The sequence below is a fragment of the Klebsiella sp. G-Nf4 genome, assembly GCF_002810615.1.
Taxonomy (GTDB): Bacteria; Pseudomonadota; Gammaproteobacteria; order Enterobacterales; family Enterobacteriaceae; genus Klebsiella; species Klebsiella variicola.
In genome coordinates this window covers 34,075-56,155 of sequence record NZ_PION01000015.1, presented here as the reverse complement: position 1 = coordinate 56,155, position 22,081 = coordinate 34,075, and the positions used below count along the sequence as shown (strand labels likewise).

Genomic DNA, 22,081 nt, shown 5'->3' with positions numbered 1-22,081 from the left:
GCATTATTCGCGTTTTTAGCCCGCAATACGTTGACTCTTCTCGCGTTACTGAAGAATGGCGTCGCGGCCCTGGCGGATATCGCGCGGCGACCAGTCAAATTCGCGGCGAAAAAGCGTCGAAAAGTGGTTACTGTCGCCGAAGCCGCAGCGAAAAGCGATATCAGTCACGCTTTCATCGCTGTGGCGCAGCAGGTGCCGGGCCTTCATCAGGCGCACCCGATTAAGATAGCGCTGCGGCGTCAGGCCAGTCTGCTGCTTCAGCTGGCGGTGCAGGGTACGCAGCGACAGCGAAAACTGCGCCGCCACCTCCTCCCAGCAGATCTCCTGGGCAAAATGATCTTCCAGCCAGGCCAGCAGCTGATTCAGCCGCGCATCATTGTTGGTGGCCTCTTCCGCAAGACTGCTTTTACGTAACAGCACCAGCAGCTGCATAAACAGGATCTCACGGCTGGCGACGGCATGGGTATCCGTTTCGCTCCCCATGGCCTCCATCTGCGCCACGATATGCCGAACCTGCTGCAGGACCGTCTGGTTCACCCGCCAGTGCGACGGGTAGTTCCCCTCCTGCTCCTGGGGCAGCAGCTGGTTGACCCCGGCGAGAAAACGAAACGCATCCGGCGCGCGATAGAGCACATTGGTCAGACACAGATTGTCCGTATGCTCGTAAAGATGCCGGTCATGATCGCGGATAAAGCAGACTGAGCCGCCACCGATGGTATAGGGCTGGCCATTGAAGACGTGAATACCCGTGCCCTGCTCCACGACGACAATTTCATGGAAATCATGGTGATGTTCCGGAAAGGCCGACTGAGGGAGGCGGGGTTCAATAGCCACCGTCGAGATCCCGGCCTTAAAGAAATCCGTACTGTGCAATATGGTCATGATGCCACCCTCGTAATGAGAAAAATTATCAGTCACCGGCTGATAGTAATGAAGGGTTGGCTATCCGGCCTTCAATTTTTGACCGCGAAATTCGTAAATCCTGCCGCTTTTTCAAGAATCAGCCGGAAAGATACGGAACTGCGGACGCCATCACATCCCCCTCGCCACCCCCTAAAACCGCAAATTGTGATTTCCCTCACGGTCACCTTTGCTTTCTTGCCAGCGGCCAGTTTTAGCTGTCCGTAGCGAGAAGGTGTCAGTAAGCGGCCTTTTTTAGACTGCGGACAATGATTTTAAGAAGGGTCTTTCCATGAGTATTCGTCATTGTGTCGCCGTCGATTTAGGCGCCTCCAGCGGGCGGGTGATGCTCGCCAGCTATCAGTCCGGGCCGCGCGCCCTGACGCTGCGCGAAATGCACCGCTTCACCAACAGCCTGCAGAAGGTGGATGGCTTCGACTGCTGGGATGTGGATAGCCTGGAGGGCGAGATCCGTCGCGGGCTGGAGAAAGTGTGTGAGCAGGACATCCTGATCGACAGTATCGGCATCGATACCTGGGGGGTGGATTATGTCCTGCTGGATAAGCAGGGCCAGCGCGTCGGACTGCCGATCTCCTATCGTGACGACCGCACCCAGGGCCTGCTACGTCACGCTGAAGAACAGCTGGGCCGGGCGGAGATCTATCGCCGCAGCGGCATTCAATTTCTGCCGTTTAACACCCTTTACCAGCTGCGCGCCCTGGTGGAGCAGCAGCCGGAGCTGGTCAGTCAGGCCGCGCATGCCCTGCTGATCCCCGACTATTTCAGCTTCCGCCTGACCGGCAATCTGAACTGGGAATATACCAACGCCACGACCACCCAGCTGGTTAACATCAATAGCGATAGTTGGGATGAGACGCTGCTGAACTGGACCGGCGCGCCGTTGGCGTGGTTCGGAAAGCCGACCCACCCCGGCAATGTGATTGGTCACTGGATCTGCCCGCAGGGCAACCGTATTCCGGTGGTCGCGGTCGCCAGCCACGACACCGCCAGCGCGGTGATCGCCTCCCCGCTGGCCGACCGCCATGCCGCCTATCTCTCCTCCGGCACCTGGTCGCTGATGGGGTTTGAAAGCCTGACCCCATACACCTGCGACGCGGCGCTGCAGGCCAATATCACCAACGAAGGCGGAGCCGAAGGCCGCTATCGGGTGCTGAAAAATATCATGGGCCTGTGGCTGCTGCAGCGGGTGCTGAAAGAACAAAACGTCAGCGACCTGCAGGGGCTGATCGCCCGCACCGCCGCGCTACCGGCGTGCCGCTTCATGATTGACTGCAACGATGATCGCTTTATCAATCCGGCCAGTATGAGCGCCGAGATCCAGGCAGCCTGTCGCGATGCCGGGCAGCCGGTTCCTGAAAGCGATGCCGAGCTGGCGCGCTGCATTTTCGACAGCCTGGCGCTGCTCTACGCCCGGGTGCTTAACGAGCTGGCGGCGCTGCGCGGCCAGCCCTTCAGCCAGTTGCATATCGTCGGCGGCGGCTGCCAGAACGCGCTGCTCAACCAGCTGTGCGCTGACGCCTGCGGGATCGCCGTCGTGGCCGGCCCGATAGAAGCCTCCACCCTCGGCAATATCGGCATCCAGTTAATGACCCTCGACGAGCTGGCCAATGTCGATGAGTTTCGTCAAGTGGTGCGCGACAACGCGGCGCTCACCGCTTTTACCCCCAATCCTGATAGTGAAATTGCCCGTTTCGTGGCGCAGTTTCAGCCACAACAGACCAAGGAGCTTTGCGCATGACCACTCAACTTGAACAAGCCTGGGAAATTGCTAAGCAGCGCTACGCCGCCGTCGGCGTGGATGTCGAGGAGGCCCTGCGCCAGCTGGACCGTCTGCCCGTCTCCATGCACTGCTGGCAGGGTGACGACGTCGCCGGTTTCGAAAACCCGGCGGGAAGCCTGACCGGCGGCATCCAGGCGACCGGCAACTACCCGGGCAAAGCGCGCAATGCGGAAGAGCTACGCGCCGACCTTGAGCAGGCGCTGAGCCTGATCCCGGGACCAAAGCGTCTCAACCTGCATGCTATTTACCTGGAATCCGACGCGCCGGTAGCGCGCAATGAGATTAAGCCGGAGCACTTTAAAAACTGGGTTACGTGGGCGAAAGCCAACAAACTGGGTCTGGATTTCAACCCCTCCTGCTTCTCGCATCCGCTGAGCGCCGACGGCTTTACCCTGTCGCATGCCAACGATGAGATCCGCCAGTTCTGGATCGACCACTGCAAAGCCAGCCGTCGCGTATCCGCTTATTTTGGCGAACAGCTGGGTACCCCCTCGGTAATGAATATCTGGGTGCCGGACGGCATGAAAGATATTACCGTTGACCGCTTCGCACCGCGCCAGCGGTTGCTGAATGCCCTTGATGAGGTGATCAGCGAGAAATTCGATCCGGCGCATCACATCGACGCCGTGGAGAGCAAGCTGTTCGGCATCGGCGCCGAAAGCTACACCGTCGGCTCCAACGAGTTCTATATGGGCTACGCCACCAGTCGCCAGACCGCGCTGTGCCTGGATGCCGGCCACTTCCACCCGACGGAAGTGATCTCCGACAAAATCTCTGCCGCCATGCTCTACATCCCGCGCCTGCTGCTGCACGTCAGCCGCCCGGTGCGCTGGGACAGCGACCACGTGGTGCTGCTGGATGATGAGACCCAGGCCATCGCCAGCGAAATCATTCGCCATAACCTGTTTGACCGCGTGCACATCGGGCTCGACTTCTTCGATGCCTCCATCAACCGCATCGCGGCCTGGGTGATTGGTACCCGCAATATGAAAAAAGCGCTGCTGCGTGCCCTGCTGGAACCGACCGCTCAGCTTCGTCAGCTGGAGAACGACGGCGATTACACCGCCCGCCTGGCGCTGCTCGAAGAGCAAAAATCGCTGCCATGGCAGGCCATCTGGGAGATGTACTGTCAGCGTCATGACACGCCGGCGGGCAGTCAGTGGCTGGACAACGTGCGGGCTTATGAGAATGCGGTTCTGAGCCAGCGCGGGTAATGCACGGGCTTCCCCGTGTCGCGGCTGACGCCTTACCCGGGCTACGAACCGGTAGCCCGGATAAGCCGCTTACGGCGCAATCCGGGGGCACGCACATATTTAGGGTGAGGGGGTCAACCCCGCACCGAATCAACAGGAAAGACAAGACTATGCAGACCATTATCGACGCCTGGTTCGTCCAGGGCATGATCAAAGCCACCTCCGACGCCTGGCTGAAAGGCTGGGACGAACGCAACGGCGGCAACCTGACGCTGCGTCTGGATGAAGCGGATATCGAACCTTACGCGGCGGATTTCCACGCCAAACCGCGTTATATCGCCCTCAGCCAGCCGATGCCAACCCTGGCCAACCAGCCATTTATCGTCACCGGCTCCGGCAAATTCTTCCGTAACGTCCAGCTCGCCCCGGCCGCTAACCTCGGCGTGGTAAAGGTCGACAGCGATGGCGCGGGATACCATATCCTGTGGGGCCTCACCGAGGATGCCGTACCGACCTCCGAGCTGCCGGCACACTTCCTGTCGCACAGCGAGCGCATCAAACTGACCGGCGGCAAAGACCGGGTGATCATGCACTGCCATGCCACCAACCTGATCGCCCTGACCTATGTTCTGGAGAACCACAGCGATCTGTTCACCCGCAAGCTGTGGGAAGGTAGCACCGAATGTCTGGTGGTCTTCCCGGACGGCGTCGGCATTCTGCCGTGGATGGTGCCGGGCACCGATGAAATCGGCCAGGCGACCGCCGAAACCATGCAAAAGCACTCGCTGGTGCTGTGGCCGTTCCACGGCGTCTTCGGCAGCGGCCCCACGCTGGATGAGACCTTCGGCCTGATCGACACCGCCGAGAAGTCCGCCGAAGTGCTGGTGAAAGTCTTGTCCATGGGCGGGATGAAGCAGACCATCACCCGCGAAGAGCTTATCGCCCTTGGCAAACGCTTCAATGTGCAGCCGCTGCAGTCCGCTTTAGATCTTTATCCATAACAACATCGCGCCCCGCTCACCGAGACGGGGCGAAACATCACCTGCAAACCCTACAAAACTAACTCATGTGGAGTAAAAGCAATGAAAACAAAGACAAGCTTGATCCTCACCGTTGCCGCCCTGGCGTTGTCCGGTTCCGCCTTAGCAGAAGTTAAAATCGCCCTTGTGGCGAAATCGCTGGGAAATGGCTTCTTCGAAGCCGCCAACGTTGGCGCCCAACAGGCAGCCAAAGAGTTAGGTGATGTCAAAGTGATCTACACCGGCCCGACCACTACCACCGCCGAAGCGCAGATCGACGTGCTGAACGGGTTGATCGCCCAGGGGGTGGATGCGATCGCCATTTCTGCCAACGATCCGGACGCGGTGGTGCCGGTGCTGAAAAAAGCGATGCAGCGCGGCATCAAGGTGGTCTCGTGGGACTCCGGCGTGGCGCCGGCAGGCCGCCAGATCCATCTTAACCCCTCGAATAACGCCTTAATTGGCGAAACCAACGTCAAGCTCGCCGCCGATGCGCTGAAGGCGCTGAACGTTGAGAAAGGCGAAGTGGCCGTGTTAAGCGCCACCCCAACCTCCACTAACCAGAACATCTGGATTGAGGAGATGAAAAAGGTGCTGCCGCAGTATCCGTCCGTGCAGCTGGTCACTGTCGCCTACGGTGACGATCTGTCGGATAAAAGCTACCGCGAAGCGGTGGGCCTGCTGAAATCATATCCGGACCTGAAAGTCATTGTTTCGCCGTCATCGGTGGGCATTGTTGCCGCCGCACAGGCGGTGAAGGATCAGGGCAAAATCGGCAAAGTCTATGTCACCGGGCTGGGGCTGCCGTCGGAAATGGCCGGCGCCATCAAGTCCGGCGCCAGCAAAAGCTTCGCCATCTGGAACCCGATTGACCTGGGCTACGCCGCCACCTATCTGGCCGACGATTTAGTCAAAGGCACGGCGACCAAAACCGAAGCCAGTATGGGCAAGCTGGGCAAAGTGAAGCTGGATGCTGAGGGGAATGGCGCGATGGCAGAGCCGTTTGTCTACGATGCGAGCAACATCGATAAGTTCTCGAAAATTTTCTAACCCTTATTCCCTCACCCCGGCCCTCTCCCGGAGGGAGAGGGGGAAAGGCTGGTCCTCTGCACGAGGCCGCCAGCGGACACCGGACCGTTCCCTCGCCCCTCTGGGGAGAGGGTTAGGGTGAGGGGAATTTTACGGAGAACTATCATGTCAGCATCAACGCCACTGCTGTCGCTGAAGGGGATCACCAAGATTTTTCCCGGTGTGCGCGCCCTTGAGAACGTGCAGCTTGATCTCTGGCCCGGCAAAGTGACCGCCTTAATCGGCGAAAACGGCGCGGGGAAATCCACACTGGTCAAAGTGATGACCGGTATTTATCAGCCCGAAGAGGGCGAGATCCTCTATAAAGCGATCCCTATTCATCTGCCAACGCCGGAGTCGGCGCATAAGGTAGGGATCACCGCCATTCACCAGGAAACCGTGCTGTTTGACGAACTCTCGGTCAGTGAAAATATTTTCGTCGGCCAGTATCTGTATAAGGGACTGTTAAAAACACTCGACTGGCCAGCGATGCACCGCAGAGCCAGCGAGATCCTCGCCCGGCTGGAAGTCCAGATCGACCCGCGGGCCACGCTGAAAACCCTCAGCATCGCCCAGCGGCACATGGTGGCGATTGCCCGGGCGCTGGCTTTCGACGCCCAGGTGGTGATCCTCGATGAGCCGACCGCCGCCCTCTCCCAGCATGAAATCCTGGAGTTTTATCACATCGTCGAGCGTCTGAAGCAGGACGGCAAAGCGATCCTGTTTATCTCGCATAAGTTCGATGAAATTTTCGAGCTGGCCGATTATTACACCATCCTGCGTGATGGGGTGTACGTCAGCTCCGGGGCGATAAGCGACATCACCGAAGAGCGGATGGTGTCGATGATGGTGGGCCGGGCGATCACCCAAACCTACCCGAAAGTCGACTGCACGCCCGGAGCAACGGTGCTGGAGGTGACTGATCTCTGTCATCCTACCGAGTTTGCTCATATCAGCTTCCGCCTGCGCAAGGGAGAGATTCTCGGCTTTTACGGCCTGGTGGGCGCCGGACGCACCGAGCTGATGCAGGCGCTCTCCGGTGTCTCGCGTCCCTCCTCCGGCGAGATCCGCCTGAACGGCAGCCCCATGCGCTTTCGCCAGCCCGCCGACGCCATCCGCGCAGGCATCGTCTGCGTGCCGGAAGAGCGGCAGAAACAGGGGGCGATCATCGCCCTGCCCATCGCCCAGAACATCAGTCTGCCGCAGCTCAGCAAGCTCAATCCTAACGGCGTCCTGAACGACGCCCGGGAATGGCGGCTGGCGGACGAGTATGCCTCGCGCCTGCAGGTTAAAGCCTTCAGCTGGCGGCAGCCGGTGGAGACCCTCTCCGGCGGCAACCAGCAGAAAGTGGTGATCGGCAAATGGCTGGCGACCCAGCCCGAGGTGATCATCCTCGATGAGCCGACCAAAGGCATCGATATCGGCTCAAAAGCCGCCGTGCATCAGTTTATGTCCGAGCTGGTCAGCCAGGGACTGGCGGTGATTATGGTGTCGTCAGAGCTGCCGGAAGTGATGGGCATGGCCGACCGGATTATCGTGATGCACGAAGGGCTGATGGTCGCCGAATACCAGGCCGGTGAAGCGACAGCGGAAACTATCGTTAGCGCCGCCAGCGGCATCGGCCAGGAGGCGGCATGATGGGACACGCATGGCTTAAACATCGCGAAGCGCTGCTGGCGGTGGTCATCATTTTGATGATCGGCGCCATCGGCAGCCGGGCGCCGTCGTTCATTTCACCGGGCAATCTGGTGGAGATGTTTAACGATACCGCCATCCTTATCATCCTCGCCCTCGGCCAGATGATGGTGTTGCTCACCAAAGGCATCGATCTGTCGATGGCCGCCAACCTGGCGCTGACCGGGATGATCGTCGCCCTGCTTAACGCCCACTATCCGGGTATTCCGGTGGTCGCGCTGCTGGCGCTGGCAACTCTGCTGGGCCTGCTGATGGGGATGATTAACGGCCTGCTGGTCTGGCGCCTCGGCATTCCCGCCATCGTGGTGACCCTGGGCACCATGAGCATTTATCGCGGCATTATCTTCCTGCTGACTGACGGCGGCTGGGTTAACTCACATCAGATGAGCGCTGATTTTCTCAGTCTGCCGCGCAGCACGCTCCTGGGGCTGCCGCTGCTGAGCTGGTGCGCCATCGCCGCGCTGCTGCTGGTGGGTTATTTCCTGCGCTACAGCCGCACTGGCCGGGCCTTGTACACCGCAGGCGGCAACGCGACGGCGGCGTACTACACCGGCATTAACGCCGGAAAAATGCAGTTCGTCAGCTTCTGCCTCTCCGGCGCGCTGGCCGGCTTCTGCGGCTATCTCTGGATCTCGCGCTTCGCTGTCGCCTATGTCGACGTGGCGAACGGCTTTGAGCTACAGGTGGTAGCGGCCTGCGTGATCGGCGGTATCAGCACCATGGGCGGAAGCGGACGGGTGCTGGGCTGCCTGTGCGGCGCGCTGTTCCTCGGGGTCATCAATAACGCCCTGCCGGTGATCGGCATCTCGCCCTTCTGGCAAATGGCGATTTCCGGGGCGGTGATCGTCATGGCGGTGCTGCTCAACGAGCGCGGCAATCGCAGTCACGGGCGGTTAATCCTGCGCAACGCGGCGTTAGCCCGGCAGAAACAGGCGGTGAAATCATGAGCAAGATGATGGTATCTGAAGAGATGAAAAACACTCCGGTCGCGCCGTCGCCGCTGCGCCGCCTGCTGTGCTGGGAAGGGTTTTTACTGGCGGTCACCCTGGCGGTATTTATCGGCAACGCGATGGCTTCCCCGTACTTCCTCAATATCTGGAACCTGTCGGACGCAACCTTTACCTTTACCGAGAAGGCGATCGTCGTCCTGCCGATGGCGATGCTGATTATCGCCCGGGAAATCGATCTGTCGGTGGCCTCGACGATGGCGCTCAGCTCAACGGTGATGGGCTTCTGCGCGGCGGCGGGGATGGATACGCCGCTGCTGGTGATCATCGGCCTGGGCGTAGGGCTGCTGTGCGGCCTGTTCAACGGCTTGCTGGTGACTCGCTTTAACCTGTCGTCCATTGTGATCACCATCGGCACTATGAGCCTGTATCGCGGCATCACCTATATCCTGCTGGGCGATCAGGCGCTCAACCACTACCCGGAGAGCTTTGCCTGGTTCGGCCAGGGGTACGTATGGGGGGCGCTCTCTTTTGAGTTTGCGCTGTTTATCCTCCTCGCCGCCGCCTTCACCTTCCTGCTGCATAAAACCAACTTTGGCCGCCGGACCTACGCCATCGGCAATAACCCGACTGGCGCCTGGTTCTCCGGGATCAATGTTAAGCGTCATAACCTGGTGCTGTTCGCGCTGGTCGGGCTGATGGCCGGGCTGGCGGCGGTCCTGCTGACCTCACGGCTCGGTAGTACCCGCCCTACCCTGGCGATGGGCTGGGAGCTGGCGGTTGTCACCATGGCGGTGCTCGGCGGCGTCAATATTCTCGGCGGCTCCGGCAGCATGCCCGGGGTGATCATTGCCGCCTTTCTGATGGGGCTGGTGACCTTCGGCCTGAGCCTGCTAAACGTCCCCGGTATCGTGATGTCGGTAATTATCGGCGCCATGCTGATCGTGGTGATCTCCCTGCCGATTATTACCCGGCGGATGATGCAGCGAAGACGATGTTAATTTCCCCCTCACCCTGGCCCTCTCCCCAAGGGAGAAGAGCGGGGTGAGGGGAAACGGATTTCCCAAAATCAACATTAAGGAGAATTATCATGAGTTTTATGTTGGCATTACCAAAAATCAGCCTCCACGGGGCAGGCGCTATCGGTGATATGGTCAAGCTGGTAGCCGGTAAACAGTGGGGCAAAGCGCTGATCGTCACCGACGGCCAGCTGGTGAAGCTGGGCCTGCTGGACAGCCTGTTTTCCGCGCTGGATGAACAGCAGATGGCTTACCAGCTGTTTGACGACGTGTTTCCCAACCCCACCGAAGCGCTGGTGCAGCAAGGCTACGCGGCGTACCAGGCGGCACACTGCGATTACCTGATCGCCTTCGGCGGCGGCAGCCCGATTGATACCGCCAAGGCGATAAAAATCCTCACCGCCAACCCTGGCCCCTCCACAGCCTACTCCGGCGTCGGCAAAGTGAAAAACGCTGGCGTGCCGCTGGTGGCCATCAACACCACCGCCGGCACGGCGGCGGAGATGACCAGCAACGCAGTGATTATCGATAGCGAGCGGCAGGTAAAAGAGGTGATTATCGACCCCAACCTGATCCCGGATATCGCCGTCGATGACGCCAGCGTGATGCTCGACATCCCGCCAGCCGTTACCGCCGCCACCGGCATGGACGCCCTGACCCACGCCATCGAGGCCTTTGTCTCCGTTGGCGCCCATCCGCTGACCGACGCCAACGCCCTCGAGGCCATTCGCCTGATCAACCTGTGGCTGCCAAAAGCGGTAGAGGATGGACACGATCTGCAGGCCCGCGAGCAGATGGCCTTTGGCCAGTATCTGGCGGGCATGGCGTTCAACAGCGCCGGCCTCGGGCTGGTACACGCCCTGGCCCATCAGCCTGGCGCTACCCACAACCTGCCACACGGAGTGTGCAACGCCATCCTGCTGCCGATTATCGAAAACTTTAACCGTCCGAACGCGGTGGCGCGCTTCGCCCGCGTGGCGCAGGCGATGGGCGTCGATACCCGCGGCATGAGCAATGAAGCTGCCAGCATGGAGGCCATCAATGCCATCCGCACGCTGAGCAAACGCGTAGGGATCCCCCAGGGTTTCAGCCAGCTTGGCGTCAGCAAAGCCGATATCGAAGGCTGGCTGGATAAAGCGCTGGCCGATCCGTGCGCGCCGTGTAACCCGCGCCCCGCCAGCCGCGATGAGGTTCGCGAGCTCTATCTGGAGGCATTATGATCCGTAAAGCCTTCGTCATGCAGGTGAACCCCGACGCGCACGAGGAGTACCAGCGCCGCCATAACCCCATCTGGCCGGAGCTGGAGGCAGTGCTGAAGGACCACGGCGCGCACCATTACGCCATTTATCTCGATAAAGAACGCCATCTACTGTTCGCGACGGTGGAGATTGAGTCGGAAGCCCGCTGGGAGGCGGTCGCCAGCACGGAAGTGTGCCAGCGCTGGTGGAAATACATGCGCGAGGTGATGCCCAGCAACCCGGATAACAGCCCGCTGAGCGCGGAGCTCAAAGAAGTGTTTTATCTGGCGTGAAACACCGCGATGCCGGGTAGTACCTTCCCCGGCCTCCACCCCATCCGGGCTGGAGGCCGGTTCAACGGCGGCGATGCAAAACAGATAACACGATCCCTCATGCCACCCTGTCTCTATCGCCCATCATCCGGGGAAAAGAGCGTATTTGTCTTTATCCGCATCGGTAATTTCTCTTAATACCCGGCAAGGTACGCCTGCGGCAACCACATTCGCCGGTATGGAACGATTCACCACACTGCCCGCGCCAATGACCGAATTCTCACCAATCGTTACCCCTGGATTAATAATCACCCCCGTGCCTAACCAGACCCCATCTTCAATCACCACCGGTAAAGAAAATTGTTGATGCGTATGGCGCAGCGCGGGGTGGATGGGATGCCCGGCGGTGGAGATGGTGACATTTGGTGCAAACATGACGTTATTGCCGATGATAATGTCCGCATCGTCGACCAACGTGAGGTTAAAATTGGCGTAAAAATTGTCACCAATCGTCGTATGGATCCCATAGGCAATATTGATCGGCGGTTCTATCCAGCATTGTTCGCCGACTTTAGCGAACATGCGCTGAATAATATCGTTGCGCAATTCCTGATTAAACGGATGCGAATGATTATATTCATAGGCCCGCGCTTTACCCATCAGTCGCTGCTCCGGCAAGCCATATCCTGCATCCAGGTAAAGCTCGCCGCTGTTCATACGTTTTTTCATATCCATCATGACATCTTCCTTCTCTGTCAGGCATCTCCCTGTGCCACGGAATGTTGATAATTAAACAGTCATCGCATTATCCCGAAGCGGCTCGGTTTTCGCCTTACCCGCTAACGTAAACGCGGAGATTAAGGTGACCGTCAGGGCAATACCGCCGAGGATCATATAGGTCTCCTGGAAGCCGATCCGATCATACATATTGCCGGCGAAGGCAGAGAGGAAGATCGCCGCCACCTGCTTGGCGAACTGGAATCCCACCAGATAAATCGTCGCCGACAGCCGGATATCAAACACGCCGGTAATGTATTTAAAGGCGCCCACCAGCAGGAACGGCACCTCCAGCGCATGGAGCATTTTCAACGCCACCACTTCCGCGGCGGTGGTGGCGAAGGAAGAGCCAATCATCCTTGCCGCCATCACCATCCCGGCGATCAGCAGGGTATTCTTCGCCCCGATACGGTTAATAATCCACGGCGAGCTGAACATAATGATGGCGTTACATATTTCTCCCGCGGTGGTGGCGAAACCAAAGGCGCGGGTGCCCGCTTCCGGGGTCGCGAAGAACGATTTAAAGAAGGTGGCGAACTGCTGATCGAAGACGTCATACACACAGGCCACGCCGATGACATACAGAATAAACATCCACATCTTACGCTGGCGGAACATGCGCACCGCCGTTTTTAAATCGATCGCCGGGCGATTGGCGCCGAGCGAATCCATCACCTGCGCGGACTGACTGGCCTGCGGTTTGGCGATGGCCACCAACACCACCAACAGCAGCGCGGCGGCCGACCCCATCCAGAACACCCATTCGGGATTAATGCTGAACAGCATTCCGGCGGTGGTCGCGCACAGCGCCCATCCCAGACAGCCAAAGGTGCGCGCCTTGCCGTATTCAAACCCGCTGTTGCGGCTTACCCGTTCGATATAGGCCTCCATCGCGCCGGCGCCTGCGGAGAATACAAAGCCGATATAGGCGCCGCCGCTCAGCGCCCCGAGCCAGATGTTGGTCTTCAGCAGCGGAGCGAAAACATAGAGGAAGAAGGGAGCAATCAGCACCAGCAGAACGGTCACGATCCACATCAGGTGTTTTTTCAGCCCCAGCTTGTCAGAGATCACCCCGAGGACCGGCTGGAAACAGATGGCGAACAGCGACAGGCTGGAGAAAACGAGGCCGGTTTCGGTTTTATTCAGGCCGATGACGTCCGACAGCCAGATCGGCAGAAACGGAAAGCAGGTGGCCATGATGAAGAAGTAGAGAAAGAAGAACAGCCCGAAAATCCAGAAGTTGGGGTTGTTTTTGTGGGTACAGACGGTCGGGTTCATTATATTTTCCTCAAGAAGGGCCGCGACGCGGCCCGATACCATCACACGCGTTGCAGGCCAATCAGAATGGCGCTTTCCGGGTCGAGGATGGGCAGCGCCAGCCCCGCCTGCTGTAGCCACTCACCGCTCACCGTCTGCGGAGTCGTCATCCATGCCGGCAGCTTCCGCATGGTGTGGCCACCCTCGCCGGTGATCTGAATGTTCGGATGATCGAGGAGCGTCACCTGATAGCGGGCGTTCGCCTCCAGCCCCGCCAGGCGCAGCGGCGCCATCAGGGTGTAGTCCGGCATCGCCAGCTGGCTGACGAGGAAAATCGCCTGCGCTTTATCCGGGCTGATGACGCCATGGGCAAGGGTGGTAGCGTCCGGCATATCCATCCGCCACTGCACGCCGTGATGGATCACGTCGCGCCACTGTTTATGTAAGGCCGCATATTTCCGGTATCCGGCGCGCTCTTCTTCATCAGCGCTCACCGGATCCAGCTCAAGTCCCATATGACCAAACAGCGCCGTCAGGCCGCGGAAGGCGATACTGTGCTGGCGGAAGGTGGCATGACAGTGGCGATTGCCAATATGCGCGCCCATCACCTCCGGCGGGAAGAAGTAGCTCATGCCGCGCTGGATAGTGTTGCGCTCAAGGGCGTCATTGTTGTCAGATGCCCAGAAGCGATGGCTGCGCTTGAGGACTTCATAATCGATCCGTCCGCCCCCGGAGGAGCAGGATTCAAATTCAATGTGCGGGAAACGGGCCACCAGCGTATCCAGCAGGCGGTAGAACTGGCGCGTTTGCGCGTCCGCGGCGGCGCGTCCCTGATGCCCAGGCTGCACCAGCTCGCGGTTCATATCCCACTTCACGTAGTCCACCGCATGCTCGCCCAGCAGCCAGCTCATTCGCTCCAGCAGATAATCAAACGCTTCCGGAATGTTGAGGTTCAGGACAAACTGATGGCGGCCGGTCAGCGGGGTATAGCCCGGCAGCGCCAGCACCCAGTCCGGGTGCGCCCGGTACAGATCGGAATCCGGGTTAATCATTTCCGGCTCCACCCAGATACCGAATTCCATCCCCAGCGATTTCACATGATCGATAACCGGCGTCAGGCCGTGGGGGTATTTTTTCTCATCGAGATACCAGTCCCCAAGCGCCGCCCAGTCGTCATGGCGACCTTTAAACCAGCCGTCATCGATAATAAAGCGCTCGACGCCCAGGGCCGCCGCTTCATCCGCCATACGCATGATGTAGTCCGGGTCGTGGTCGAAATAGATCCCTTCCCAGGTGTTGAGATGCACCGGGCGCGGCTTGTTGCCCGGGAAGCGAATAATCCGTTCGCGCAGATAACGATGGAACTGCTGGCTCATACCGTTCAGCCCGTTCGCCGAGTAGCTGGCATACAGGTACGGCGTCCACAAGGTTTCCCCTTCCGCCAGCGCCATTTCACCCGGCAGATAGAGCGCCTCGGCCTGCAGATAGCGGCGGCCATCGGTTTTCACCTCTGCCCGCAGGCGATGGTTACCGCTCCAGGCCAGATGTACGCCCCAGACTTCACCCTGCATCTCGCTAAAGGCGCGGCTGCCGGTGATCAGGGCCGGGAAATGTTCGTGAGAGGTGCGCCCGCGGCGGTTCTCCAGCACAAAGCTGTCGTGCTCCAGCGTCAGGCGGTGAGGCTGAAACTCGCGGATCCAGCGGCCATGGAAAGCCATCACCTCGCGAGCGCGTTCGGCGACCGGCAATGTGACCGCCAGGCGATCCACCTGCCATGGGCTGGCGCGCAGATTGGTCACGCCATGGCGCACGCTCAGCACGCCGCTGGCATCCAGCGCGATCTCGCTGTGCAGACGCAGGCCGGCCTGCGGATCTTCGCTGACCAGGGTCAGCGTCTGGCCCTCGTGCCGCACTTCGCTGGTGGTGAACAGCGGAGAGGCATCCAGCCCCAGACGATGGCCTTCAATGCCCGGCGCGCCAAACAGGCCATGGCCCAGCTCCGCCATTAAGGTCACTGGCGAATCGACATCCAGTCTGCCGTTGGCGACCGGGCGCGTCAGGCTGTCGGCATCCTGCGGCGAAAAGTGGCTTAAATGCGGCCCCCAGTAGACAATTTCGGCGAAAGGGCGAGTTTTAATGACAACATCGGCACCGGCGCTTTGCAGGTGTATCAGCGAATCAGACATCAGACATCTCCATAACAAGGAATGTCTTACTGTTGATCCGAAACGTTTCGGATGCCAACCAAAACGTTTCGGATCCGTGATCGGCTTCAGAATTACGGATGAAAAAGGGTCAGGTCAGGCAGTTTCACCCGGGAAAAATTCCGGCTGCCATAGTACCTGCAGCGTGGCGAGATCTTCCCCGGCGATTAAGCGGCGCACCATATCGGCAATCTGCCGCCCCACGCCCTGGCGCGTGGACTGGATCACCGCGGCGACATCGGTCTCTATGATGCTGTCCTGCGGCAGTCCGTCATACACCACCAGGGCGATGCGGTTGTCGCCGGTTAAACGGCCCAGATGGGCGAGCGCCATGGCGGCGCCATCGCCATGGGTGTTGCAGTCTGTGATAATCGCGGTAGGCGGCTCCGGCAGACGCAGCAGCTCCAGCGTGGCCTGATAGCCGCCGCGGCGCGTCGCCGGCACGCTACGCAGCCATCCATCGGATAACCCAGCCTCGCGCAGGGCATCAAGGTAGCCGTTACGCCGTTGCGAAATAAACGCCTGATTGTTGTTCTCACCCAGCAGAGCGATACGCTGGTGGCCCTGTTGAATCAGATGGCGGGTGGCGCGGCAGGTGCCGGCATAGTTATCGAAATCAAACCAGGCGTAGGGCTGTGCCAGGCGGCTACGACCGAGCGCCAGAAACGGAAAGCCAGAGGCCTGCAGCTGCGCCAACCGCGGATCGTCATCCAGGGTATGGGCCACGATTAAAGCGTCAACGCGACGGCCCTGCACCATGCGCATATAGCCATGTTTATCCGCCTGTTCATCATCGGCGATCAGCAACAAATCAATGTCATGGCGCGCCAGCTCATGGCTGATCTCCCCGACCATCTCGAGAAAAACGTTATTGTTGAGCGGCGCGGGGCGGACAGGAAAGACAAGACCAACGGCATCAATGGTGCCCATTTTCAGACGGCGGGCGAAAGTGTTGGGACGATAGCCCCGGCGCTGCGCTTCAGCCTCAACCCGGGCGCGGGTCTCCTGTGACACATCATCATAGCCGTTCAACGCGCGGCTGACGGTCGTGACCGAGATCCCAAGTTCTTTAGCAATGACTTTCAGCGACATAGGTATGCTTGTCTTCGTGGAAGAATGCGGCTAGTGTCCCGCAATACGGGCATGGCGTCCAGCAAGAGCGCGACGGCTAGCCGACGCGATGTCAGTTTTGCTCAGCGATCAGCAGGGCCTGCGTATCCGGCTCCAGCGCCTGAAAAACATGCTCCTGATCCGCCGGGTAGCAGATATAGTCACCCTCGCCCAGTTCTTCCGGCGCCGACGTCAGCCCTACCCGCGCCCGCCCCTGGGTAACGATAATATGTTCCACCGAGCCTGGCGGATGCGGATGCGAAATACGATCGGCGCCGGGCTGGGTTAACAGTAAATAGATGTCCCGACGCGCGCCGGGTGGACAAGCGGCCAGCAAAATGGCCTGATAGTTCGCCTGCTCCGCCACCACTTTTGTCCCCTCTCCGCGGCGGATCACCTGCGTTTTGTTCACCTGCGGCTCAAGCAGGCGGGCAAACGGGATATCCAGCGCCACACAGAGCGACCACAGCGTTTCCAGACTCGGATTGCCGTTGCCTGACTCCAGTTGCGATAGCGTGGATTTTGCAATACCCGCCCGACGCGCGACTTCCGCCAGCGAGAGACCGGTCCGCGCCCGCTCCCGCACCAGGCTTTTGGCAATAACGCTGATTGGCTGTGTCATACCCGCCCCTTTGTTTTTTATATCGAACGATTCGTTCGCCTTGAAAAGCGATCATTATGTGTTCATTATAATGGAAATTCGTTCGATATGGCTAAGTGATATGAAACAAACTCTCTCCAGTCTCAGCGGAGACACGATAAAAGCGATCGCTTTGGTCTGCCTTGCCGTCGGGGTGGTGGGCATGTCCTATGGGTCACTGGCGGTGGCTTACGGCTTCCCCTTATGGGTGCCGCTCTTGCTCTCGGTGTCCGTGCTGGCGGGCGCCTCTGAGTTTATGTTTATCGGCATTGTCGCCAGCGGCGGTAGCCCACTGGCCGCCGCCGCCGCCGGCCTGTTAGTCAACGCGCGCCATATCCCGTTCGGGGTGACCGTACGCGAACTGGTTGGTCGGCGCGCCTTAAGCTTTATCGGGTGCCACATTATGAACGACGAGAGCGTGGTCTTTGGCTTGTCACAGCCCACCCCCGCGCAGCGCAAAGCGGCCTACTGGCTGTGCGGCGCCGGCGTCGCGCTAATCTGGCCCCTCGGCACGCTAACCGGCGCGGCCGTCGGAAAACTGCTGCCGGCGCCGGAAACCATCGGGCTTGACGCGGTCTTCCCGGCGATCCTGCTGGCGCTGGTGATCCCGGCCTTTAAAAACCGCACTACGCTGATCCGCGCCGCCAGCGGCGCCGCACTGGCGCTTGCCGCCGTACCGTTTGTGCCCACCGGGCTGCCGGTGTTGCTTTCGCTGTTTGGTTTACTGTCGAGGAAAAAATAATGGGCAATATGACGCTGTTTATCGCCGGTATCGCCATCCTGTCGCTGGGAACCTATCTGATGCGTCTCGGCGGCGCGAAGCTCGGCAATCGGCTGGCGTTTTCCGAGCGCTCGCAGGCGCTGCTTTCCGATGCGGCGACGGTGCTGCTTTTTTCCGTCGCCCTGGCCACCACCTTCTATGAAGGCGCGCATTTCGCCGGCATGGCGCGCGTTCTGGGCGTTGCTTTCGCCGTGTTCCTCGCCTGGCGCAAGGTCCCGCTGATCGGCGTGATTATCGCCGCCGCCGTGGTGACGGCGCTGCTGCGTCTGGCGGGTATGTCCTAGGACGGGTAAGCGTAATCCGCCAAACCGGCGTGCTTTCCAGCGATCGCGCCTTCAAGCCAGTGAATAACCGGTTTTATCTCCAGCGGGTACCGCTGGTCTATCGTCAGTACGGGCCCTAACGCCATGGGCTGCGCACGCCCGGCCAGCTGGGCCAGCTCCGGCAGATACTCTTCTCCGGGGTGGCCCGGCGGCCGCATCGCCAGCCGCGAGGCATAGCGCTCGACGGCCATCTCCGGGGAGATATGGTTCCAGATCTCAAGCACCTGCTCCACGCCCGCCAGCTGTAACAGTTGCTGCAAAGTTTCACGGGGCTGAAAACCGAACCAGGCGTCGATCAACCAGACCATACTGGCAGGCGACGCGCCGACAATCGACCAGATCACCTCATACGCCGCACAGCCCAGCTCGCGATTCAGTGGCCGGTCGACGGGGGCCAGGCGCGCCATAAACGGCTCTTTGATGCCGTCGATCGTCAACACCGGCAGGCTAAAGGTCTCCGCCAGCAAACGGGTGATGGTGCTCTTCCCCGACGCCGGAATGCCGTTGATTAAAATGGCCGTTTTGCAGCCGGGGGTCAGATGTCTGTTCATAGTAATGCGACGACCTCCTCCCGGTTGCGGGCCGTCCGCAGTTTGGCCATGGTGTCATTGTTATCCAGCAGCGCGACGATGGAACGGATGCCCTCCTCGATATGCGCATTGCTGTCCCGGGCGCCAAACATAATGACAATATCCGCCTTTTCACTGTCCGCAAACGGGATGGGCTTTTCCAGCACCACCAGGCTAAAGCAGTTTCGCCTGACGCCGCACTCGGGGCGGGCATGGGGGATGGCAATCCCTTCATCAAAAACGTAATAAGCGCCATGATTCAAGGTATTGTCGATCACCGCCTGGCTATATTCCGCCGAAATAAACCCTTTCGCCTCCAGCGGGCGGGCAGCCAACTTTATTACCCGCTGCCAGTCGGACTCCACTACGCCAACCTGAATAGCATCGGCCTCAATAAGCAGTTCTTTTATGGTCATTCTCTGTTCCTAAATATTGCGGCGAATAATATTGCGTAAATTATCAATCTGCAGAAACAGCGCATCGATATCCTGCCGGTGGCTCTTACTTTTGGCATATACCGATAGTGCCCGGTTGTAAGTCAACATCAATGTTTTTTGCACGTCGCTATTATCGGGCTGGCGCTGTAATTCGCCTTCCAGTCTGGCGATCTCTTCCGCCAGCTGACGGGACTGTTGATCATAATCCTGCAGCGGGTTCTGCTCTTTTTTCCACAGCGTTTTCAATGATTCAAACATAGCAAGCTCCCTCCCTGGCGGAAGACAGGGCAACAAAAGATATGTGTCGGTAAAAACGCTATTTAAATAGCGCCATTTTTTCCATTAATACGGCAGTCACTGCCTGGTTGGCAGGAATTAAAAATTTCCGTACGCTGTCATTTACTTTTCCTTTCTCGAACGTTGATTTACAGCGGTCGACCCACTGCACGTTCATTTCCGTTCCGACGTTCACTTTATTAATTCCTTCAGTGACGGCCAGCCGCATATCGTCGTCACTAACGCCTGTGCCGCCATGCAGCACCAGCGGCACGCCCGTCGCTTCGCTTATCGCCTTCAGCCGCGCATGCTGTATCTGCGCTTTACCGGTGTACAGGCCATGCACAGTGCCCACGGAGACGGCCAACATATCGACCTGCGTCTCCTCCACAAAACGTTTCGCGTCGTCGACGGTAGTAAAACAGATATCTTCGGCAGCCACCGCTTTTCCATCCTCTGACCCGCCGATCGCCCCCAGCTCGCCTTCTACCGTAATATTGCGCGGGCGGGCCATCTCCACCACAATTCGCGTATTGCCGATATTTTCCTCGAGGCTTAAGTGAGAGCCGTCGTACATCACCGACGAAAAACCCGCATTCATTGCCGTCTCGATGGCTTTAATATCGGAGCAGTGATCGAGATGCAGGCAGGTCGGGATATTTTCACTGTCTGCTAATGAACACACGGCATCGACCAGTAACCGATACCCCAGATACTCTGCGGTACCGGTTGAAATTTGGATCATTAACGGACTGTGGCTGTTTTGCGCGGCTTTGAAAAAAGCCGGTAACATCTCTATACAGTGCAAGTTAAACGAACCAATCGCTTTAAAATTTCTTTCCTGAGCGATGTTTAAAATCTCATTAAAATTATACAGACTCATGAACATTTTCCCCTTTCGGCTTAGCGGATTTACCGTTTACAAACCATGCCAGTGCGGCGACAAACACAATAAACAAGGCGACAAAGAGCCAGTTATTCTGGAAGGCGTGGCCTAATACCAGACCGGAACTGATGACGTCAGAATCGCTGAAGGTGACGCCCGTAAAGCCGTAGCTCTCCAGCATGGGCACCAGAATGGCCGGCAGAAAAGTGATAAACAGACCGTGGATAACCCCGCCGATCATCGCCCCGCGACGTCCGCCCAGCGCATTGCCAAATACCCCTGCCGTGCCGCCGGCGAAAAAGTTGGTTAACAGCCCGGGGAGGATCATCGCCAGGCCGAACATCGGGAAAACCAGCATGCCGATAATCGAGCCGACAGTCGTCGCCAGAAATCCGACAATCACCGCATTCGGCGCATAGGGAAACAGCACCGGGCAATCGAGAGCAGGCTTCGCATCCGGGACAATACGCATCGCGATACCGCGAAAAGCCGGCACCAGCTCATTGAGTAATAAACGCACGCCGCTATAGAGGACAAAGACCCCGGCGACAAACTGAATGGACTGCATGAAGGCATACATCAGATAATTAATGCCGCCGGAGAACTGCGCGATGTACTGCGGCCCCGCCGCGATAGCCGGGATGAGATACATCGGCACCATCACCACCGCCATGGCCAGATAGGTATCCTGCAGAAACTTAAAGTTATCAGGCAGCTCGAGATCTTCCGTGGAACGAGAACCTTTACCGACGACCTTAGCGACCGCAGCCTGCACCAGATAACCGATGGTACAGAAGTGCCCCAGGGCCACGTCGTCAGACCCGGTAATGCGCCTGACCACCGGCTGCGCCAGGGCCGGCATCAAGACCGCCATCACCCCGCCGAAGATGCCCCCGGTTAAAATCAGCGGTACGCCGGTGAGCCCGGACTTATAGCCAATGACAGCCCCAATTGTCGCCATCCACAGCAGCGCCTGGCCGGTCAGGAAAATATATTTTAGCGGCGTCAGACGGGCGATAATAATATTGACGGCAAAGATCACCAGCAGCGTCAGCGCCACCTCCGAACCTAATTCACGGTTCGCTAACCCGGCGATGGCGGCCACATCGGTAATGTAGCCTTTCATGCCAAACCCCTGGGTGAAGATATCATTCAGGAAGGTCAGCGTAGCGACAATGATGTTTATCCCGGCCATCATAATTAAGAAACCGAGTAGCGTTTTAAATGTTCCTTCCGCGGTTTTGCCTGGCGATTTCTTTTGCAGGATCAGGCCAAGCATGGCAATAAAAGCAATAAGGATGGATGCCTGACCGAGTAAATCCTTAACGATAAACGCAACGAAGCTATTCATAATCAGCCACCTTCAGATGACGTTCTTTTAAGAATGCGACGATCTTGGTTTCAATCTCCTCTTTATCAGTAAGCTTATTCAACACCACGACACGTTTAATATCTTCTTCACTGGCATCGGCGGTTAAGATGTCGGCAAAAGTTTTTTGCGTCAGAATCATATCCGATTTAAAAGCTCCGGCTTCGGACACGGTGGTGTGTTCAATATGAGCGGGAATTTCCAGCTTCTTTAAAACTGCCTTCGCCGTCATTTCAATGGCAAAGCTTGAACCGAGGCCGCAGCCACATACGCATAAAATTTTCAGCATGGAGGGTCTCC

23 protein-coding genes are annotated in these 22,081 nt (G+C 58.7%); 11 read left to right on the top strand and 12 right to left on the bottom strand.

Going from position 1 to position 22,081, the window contains the following annotated elements:
- Window positions 1-45 precede the first annotated feature (45 nt).
- A complete protein-coding gene (gene rhaS, locus CWM57_RS24335; protein ID WP_074387445.1) occupies window positions 46-882 on the bottom strand; it encodes an HTH-type transcriptional activator RhaS in 837 nt (278 codons plus the stop codon).
- 310 nt (window positions 883-1,192) lie between these two features.
- Here rhaS (CWM57_RS24335) and rhaB point away from each other — a divergent pair, with 310 nt between their 5' ends.
- The 9 genes from rhaB (at window position 1,193) to rhaM (ending at window position 11,173) form a co-directional block, all read left to right on the top strand.
- Window positions 1,193-2,659, top strand: a complete 1,467-nt coding sequence (gene rhaB / locus CWM57_RS24325) for a rhamnulokinase (protein ID WP_100676504.1) — start codon at window positions 1,193-1,195, stop codon at window positions 2,657-2,659.
- The gene (gene rhaA / locus CWM57_RS24320) at window positions 2,656-3,915 is read left to right on the top strand and encodes an L-rhamnose isomerase (RefSeq protein ID WP_032741520.1); all 1,260 of its coding nucleotides are present in this window, start codon (window positions 2,656-2,658) and stop codon (window positions 3,913-3,915) included. Before rhaB ends, rhaA begins: the two co-directional genes overlap by 4 nt.
- A gap of 149 nt (window positions 3,916-4,064) precedes the next feature.
- A complete protein-coding gene (gene rhaD / locus CWM57_RS24315; protein ID WP_100676503.1) occupies window positions 4,065-4,895 on the top strand; it encodes a rhamnulose-1-phosphate aldolase in 831 nt (276 codons plus the stop codon).
- An 81-nt stretch (window positions 4,896-4,976) separates the two neighbouring features.
- Window positions 4,977-5,963 (top strand): rhamnose ABC transporter substrate-binding protein, encoded by a 987-nt coding sequence (gene rhaS / locus CWM57_RS24310; protein ID WP_008807884.1) that lies wholly within the window; start codon window positions 4,977-4,979, stop codon window positions 5,961-5,963.
- Window positions 5,964-6,107: 144 nt separating this feature from the next.
- Window positions 6,108-7,619: a sugar ABC transporter ATP-binding protein gene (locus CWM57_RS24305; protein WP_100676502.1), complete on the top strand. Its 1,512-nt coding sequence runs from the start codon at window positions 6,108-6,110 to the stop codon at window positions 7,617-7,619.
- Window positions 7,616-8,623 (top strand): ABC transporter permease, encoded by a 1,008-nt coding sequence (locus tag CWM57_RS24300; RefSeq protein ID WP_165784255.1) that lies wholly within the window; start codon window positions 7,616-7,618, stop codon window positions 8,621-8,623. The genes CWM57_RS24305 and CWM57_RS24300 overlap by 4 nt, the downstream gene beginning before the upstream one ends.
- Entirely contained in the window at window positions 8,620-9,624 is a 1,005-nt protein-coding gene (locus CWM57_RS24295) for an ABC transporter permease (RefSeq protein ID WP_074387448.1), read from the top strand. The genes CWM57_RS24300 and CWM57_RS24295 overlap by 4 nt, the downstream gene beginning before the upstream one ends.
- A gap of 89 nt (window positions 9,625-9,713) precedes the next feature.
- Window positions 9,714-10,862 (top strand): lactaldehyde reductase, encoded by a 1,149-nt coding sequence (gene fucO, locus CWM57_RS24290; RefSeq protein ID WP_100676501.1) that lies wholly within the window; start codon window positions 9,714-9,716, stop codon window positions 10,860-10,862.
- Complete coding sequence (gene rhaM, locus CWM57_RS24285) at window positions 10,859-11,173, top strand: L-rhamnose mutarotase (RefSeq protein WP_002882870.1); 315 nt, start codon at window positions 10,859-10,861, stop codon at window positions 11,171-11,173. The genes fucO and rhaM overlap by 4 nt, the downstream gene beginning before the upstream one ends.
- A gap of 123 nt (window positions 11,174-11,296) precedes the next feature.
- On the opposite strand, the gene CWM57_RS24280 is transcribed toward rhaM, so the two are convergent.
- The 5 genes from CWM57_RS24280 to CWM57_RS24260 all read right to left on the bottom strand — a co-directional run bounded on the left by CWM57_RS24280 (window position 11,297) and on the right by CWM57_RS24260 (window position 17,122).
- Complete coding sequence (locus CWM57_RS24280; RefSeq protein WP_023296853.1) at window positions 11,297-11,890, bottom strand: maltose acetyltransferase domain-containing protein; 594 nt, start codon at window positions 11,888-11,890, stop codon at window positions 11,297-11,299.
- A 51-nt stretch (window positions 11,891-11,941) separates the two neighbouring features.
- On the bottom strand, window positions 11,942-13,207 hold the full coding sequence (locus tag CWM57_RS24275; protein ID WP_074387451.1) for an MFS transporter: 1,266 nt from the start codon (window positions 13,205-13,207) through the stop codon (window positions 11,942-11,944).
- Between the two features lie 41 nt (window positions 13,208-13,248).
- Window positions 13,249-15,372 (bottom strand): alpha-galactosidase, encoded by a 2,124-nt coding sequence (locus CWM57_RS24270; RefSeq protein WP_100676500.1) that lies wholly within the window; start codon window positions 15,370-15,372, stop codon window positions 13,249-13,251.
- Between the two features lie 114 nt (window positions 15,373-15,486).
- Window positions 15,487-16,482, bottom strand: a complete 996-nt coding sequence (locus CWM57_RS24265; protein ID WP_100676499.1) for a substrate-binding domain-containing protein — start codon at window positions 16,480-16,482, stop codon at window positions 15,487-15,489.
- A gap of 91 nt (window positions 16,483-16,573) precedes the next feature.
- The gene (locus tag CWM57_RS24260; protein ID WP_002882865.1) at window positions 16,574-17,122 is read right to left on the bottom strand and encodes a helix-turn-helix domain-containing protein; all 549 of its coding nucleotides are present in this window, start codon (window positions 17,120-17,122) and stop codon (window positions 16,574-16,576) included.
- Between the two features lie 100 nt (window positions 17,123-17,222).
- Between CWM57_RS24260 and CWM57_RS24255 the strand changes: the two genes are divergently transcribed.
- Both CWM57_RS24255 and CWM57_RS24250 read left to right on the top strand, forming a co-directional pair.
- On the top strand, window positions 17,223-17,882 hold the full coding sequence (locus tag CWM57_RS24255; protein ID WP_074387454.1) for an AzlC family ABC transporter permease: 660 nt from the start codon (window positions 17,223-17,225) through the stop codon (window positions 17,880-17,882).
- Window positions 17,882-18,205, top strand: a complete 324-nt coding sequence (locus tag CWM57_RS24250) for an AzlD domain-containing protein (protein ID WP_061156253.1) — start codon at window positions 17,882-17,884, stop codon at window positions 18,203-18,205. Before CWM57_RS24255 ends, CWM57_RS24250 begins: the two co-directional genes overlap by 1 nt.
- On the opposite strand, the gene CWM57_RS24245 is transcribed toward CWM57_RS24250, so the two are convergent.
- From CWM57_RS24245 to CWM57_RS24220, 6 genes are read right to left on the bottom strand one after another with little or no spacing between them, the layout of a single operon-like run.
- Complete coding sequence (locus CWM57_RS24245) at window positions 18,202-18,795, bottom strand: AAA family ATPase (protein ID WP_074387455.1); 594 nt, start codon at window positions 18,793-18,795, stop codon at window positions 18,202-18,204. The two genes, CWM57_RS24250 and CWM57_RS24245, sit on opposite strands and share 4 nt — an antisense overlap.
- Window positions 18,792-19,229, bottom strand: coding sequence for a PTS sugar transporter subunit IIA (locus tag CWM57_RS24240; RefSeq protein WP_100676498.1), 438 nt, complete (start codon window positions 19,227-19,229; stop codon window positions 18,792-18,794). Before CWM57_RS24240 ends, CWM57_RS24245 begins: the two co-directional genes overlap by 4 nt.
- 9 nt (window positions 19,230-19,238) lie before the next feature.
- Window positions 19,239-19,508: a hypothetical protein gene (locus tag CWM57_RS24235; protein ID WP_002882858.1), complete on the bottom strand. Its 270-nt coding sequence runs from the start codon at window positions 19,506-19,508 to the stop codon at window positions 19,239-19,241.
- A gap of 58 nt (window positions 19,509-19,566) precedes the next feature.
- Entirely contained in the window at window positions 19,567-20,409 is an 843-nt protein-coding gene (locus CWM57_RS24230; protein ID WP_100632117.1) for a class II fructose-bisphosphate aldolase, read from the bottom strand.
- On the bottom strand, window positions 20,396-21,763 hold the full coding sequence (locus CWM57_RS24225; RefSeq protein WP_004203642.1) for a PTS sugar transporter subunit IIC: 1,368 nt from the start codon (window positions 21,761-21,763) through the stop codon (window positions 20,396-20,398). The genes CWM57_RS24230 and CWM57_RS24225 overlap by 14 nt, the downstream gene beginning before the upstream one ends.
- Window positions 21,756-22,070: a PTS sugar transporter subunit IIB gene (locus CWM57_RS24220; protein WP_061156257.1), complete on the bottom strand. Its 315-nt coding sequence runs from the start codon at window positions 22,068-22,070 to the stop codon at window positions 21,756-21,758. Before CWM57_RS24220 ends, CWM57_RS24225 begins: the two co-directional genes overlap by 8 nt.
- Window positions 22,071-22,081 lie beyond the last annotated feature (11 nt).